Origin of the sequence: Bradyrhizobium sp. (assembly GCF_049581145.1) — a bacterium.
Classification (GTDB): Bacteria; Pseudomonadota; Alphaproteobacteria; order Rhizobiales; family Xanthobacteraceae; genus Bradyrhizobium.
On the sequence record NZ_JBAURI010000239.1, the window covers coordinates 1 to 2,534 of the forward strand.

2 protein-coding genes and 2 pseudogenes are annotated in these 2,534 nt (G+C 65.0%); all 4 read left to right on the forward strand.

Annotation, left to right across the window (positions count from 1 at the left end; genetic code table 11):
* Positions 1-1,107 (forward strand): annotated as a pseudogene (locus tag WCB02_RS07965) (hypothetical protein); the annotation flags it as partial.
* Between the two features lie 151 nt (positions 1,108-1,258).
* On the forward strand, positions 1,259-1,687 hold the full coding sequence (locus tag WCB02_RS07970; RefSeq protein ID WP_423957328.1) for a DUF5413 family protein: 429 nt from the start codon (positions 1,259-1,261) through the stop codon (positions 1,685-1,687).
* Positions 1,688-1,700: 13 nt separating this feature from the next.
* A pseudogene (locus WCB02_RS07975) lies at positions 1,701-1,805 on the forward strand (helix-turn-helix domain-containing protein); the annotation flags it as partial.
* 24 nt (positions 1,806-1,829) lie between these two features.
* Positions 1,830-2,366, forward strand: a complete 537-nt coding sequence (locus tag WCB02_RS07980) for a DUF4112 domain-containing protein (RefSeq protein ID WP_423957329.1) — start codon at positions 1,830-1,832, stop codon at positions 2,364-2,366.
* The last annotated feature ends 168 nt before the right edge of the window (positions 2,367-2,534 follow it).

The following is a 2,534-nucleotide window of genomic DNA, read 5'->3' on the forward strand; positions in this document are numbered from 1 at the left end:
GTCCGCGACCGCTCAGGTGCGACACCACGCCGCGGCGCCGACAATGGCGGGCCGCCCGCGACCGGCATGCGCGGCTTCCGCGACATCACCGCCGACGTTGACGATCTTGGTCGCGCCACGGCGCAGGCCAATCGTGCAGCGCGGAAAACCTACGCCAACGTGCCATCGCCGTCGCCGGAGTACGACCGGCTCGAGCCCGGGCTCGAGAACCGCAGCGGCGAGCTCGAAGCGCCCTATTCTTTTGAGGAGCCGATCGACGAAGGCGACCGCTATGCGTCGGCGCCGCCGCCGCTGCCCTCGCGCACACGGATCAGCCCGGAACGCGAGCCGAAGCGCGCCCGTGCTGGCATGGTGTTTCCGTTCAAGAGCGCGATCGCCGTCGGCATTGTGCTGATCCTGGTCGGCGCGGCGATCCTGTGGGGCAAGTCTGTCGTTTCCAGCGTGGGCGGCATGTTCAAATCGTCGCCTGTGGTGGACGTGCCGAAGGACAACTCGACACCGTTGTCGAAACCCAAGATCCCCGACCGGGTCGGCCAGCCGTCCTCGACCGACGAGGCCGCGCCGGTGGCGCAGAAGGTCGTGCTCTATGACGAGGATCCCAACGATCCCAAGGGGAAGCAATATGTCGGTACCGTGGTCTGGCGCACCGAACCGATCAAGGCGTCCGGCAACCAGCCGGCCGATATCGCCGTGCGCGCCGACATCGAAATCCCCGATCGCAAATTCAAGATGACGATGTCGTTCCGCCGCAATACCGATTCTTCGCTGCCGGCGAGCCATACCGCCGAGCTCACCTTCATCCTGCCACCTGATTTCAGCGGCGGCGGCGTCAGCAACGTGCCGGGCATCTTGATGAAGTCCAATGAGCAGGCGCGCGGCACGCCGCTTGCTGGGCTCGCGGTGAAGGTCACCGACGGCTTCTTTCTCGTCGGCCTCTCCAATGTTGACGCCGATCGCGCACGCAACATCCAGCTGCTGAAGGAACGCTCGTGGTTCGACGTGCCGCTGGTCTACACCAACCAGCGTCGCGCCATCATCGCCATCGAAAAGGGCGCCCCAGGCGAGCGCGCTTTCGAAGACGCCTTCGCGGTGTGGGGCGACCAGTAGCAAGGCAGGCATGGAGGGTGACGCCGCGGGCTTAGGGACCGGCTCGGCGCCGGTCGCCGAGCCGGTCCCTGCGGATCGCCATCCGACCAATTGCTGCTTCAAGCGGCGTGCGCGGCTGCTATAAAGAGCCGGCGAGCGCGAGGGCCGCTGCATGAAACGCTATCTGATTTTTGCCGCGGTCGGGCCGCTGCTCGGTGGCTTCTGGCTGCTTTTGATCAGCACGATCACGTCCGGTTACTGGAGCCGTCCGCCCAGCGCCGCTGAGGTGGAAAAGCTGCTGGCAGTGTTCTTCACGACATTGCAATATAGCTATCTGTTCGGGGTGCTGCCGGCGCTGATGATCGGCGCGGTGGATGACATTCTCTTCCATGTCAGGCGGATCGGAGCGGTGGCGCGCCTGCTGTTGGTCGGTGTGGTCGCCTTCATCGCCACGGCGCTGATCTACGGCTCGCGCGGCTCCGACAGCGGTCTGCTGCAACTCGTCATGTACGGCCTGGTCGGTTTTATCCCCTCCACCGTCAGCTCCTGGCTGGTACACAGGTTCGTCGAGGATGAGCCGCATCCCGCTGCGGCTTCGTGACGGCCCCGCGGTGATCGCATTCGAGTGCGGTTTCAACGACCTGTCCTCTTTCAATCGCTGCTTTCGCCGCCATTTCGGCCTGACACCGACCGCCGCGCTGGAAGGTGACGCAACTTGAATAGCTCTCGCGCGTTACCACCTGATGAGCATGCAGGGTGACAACATCTCCACCGCGCGGAACCCGCGCTCTCCGCAAACCTCCCGCACCGGCTTTGGCGCGGCGGAGCCGCGTGGCCCGATCATCGATCAGGACGGCAGGGAGATTCCGCCGGAATCGCTACGCGACGGTTTTCGCGAATTTCGCTTCGATTTCGCCAGCGCCAATCCGTTCGGCAACCTCAGCCGCGAGCAAAGGCTGGCGCGGCTTGACGCGGTCGCCAAGTTGCTCGACGTCGCCTTCATCTTGCCCGGCACCAATCTCCGCTATGGCATCGACGGCATCATCGGCCTGATCCCCGTGGTCGGCGACATCATCGCCACCGCGTTTTCCCTCTGGCTGGTGCACGAGGCCCGCGCGCTGGGTGCGCCCTGGCACATCACGGCGCGGATGCTCGGCAATGTCGCGGTCCAGGGCGTGGTCGGAACGATGCCTGTCGTCGGAGACGCGATCGACGTGCTTTATCGGGCCAACATGCGCAACGCTCGGCTCCTGCGGCGTTGGCTGGACAAGCAACGGTAATCCGCAAAAATAATTCCCAGGAAGAGAATCCAAGACAAGAAAAAACGCCCCCGGATCTGTCCGAGGGCGTGGCTGCGATGCACGTAGGGTTTTTACGCGGCGTCCTTATCGTCGGCTGCGGGGGCCGCGGCCGGCCGCGGCCGGCGCGGCCACGGACATGCCTCGCTC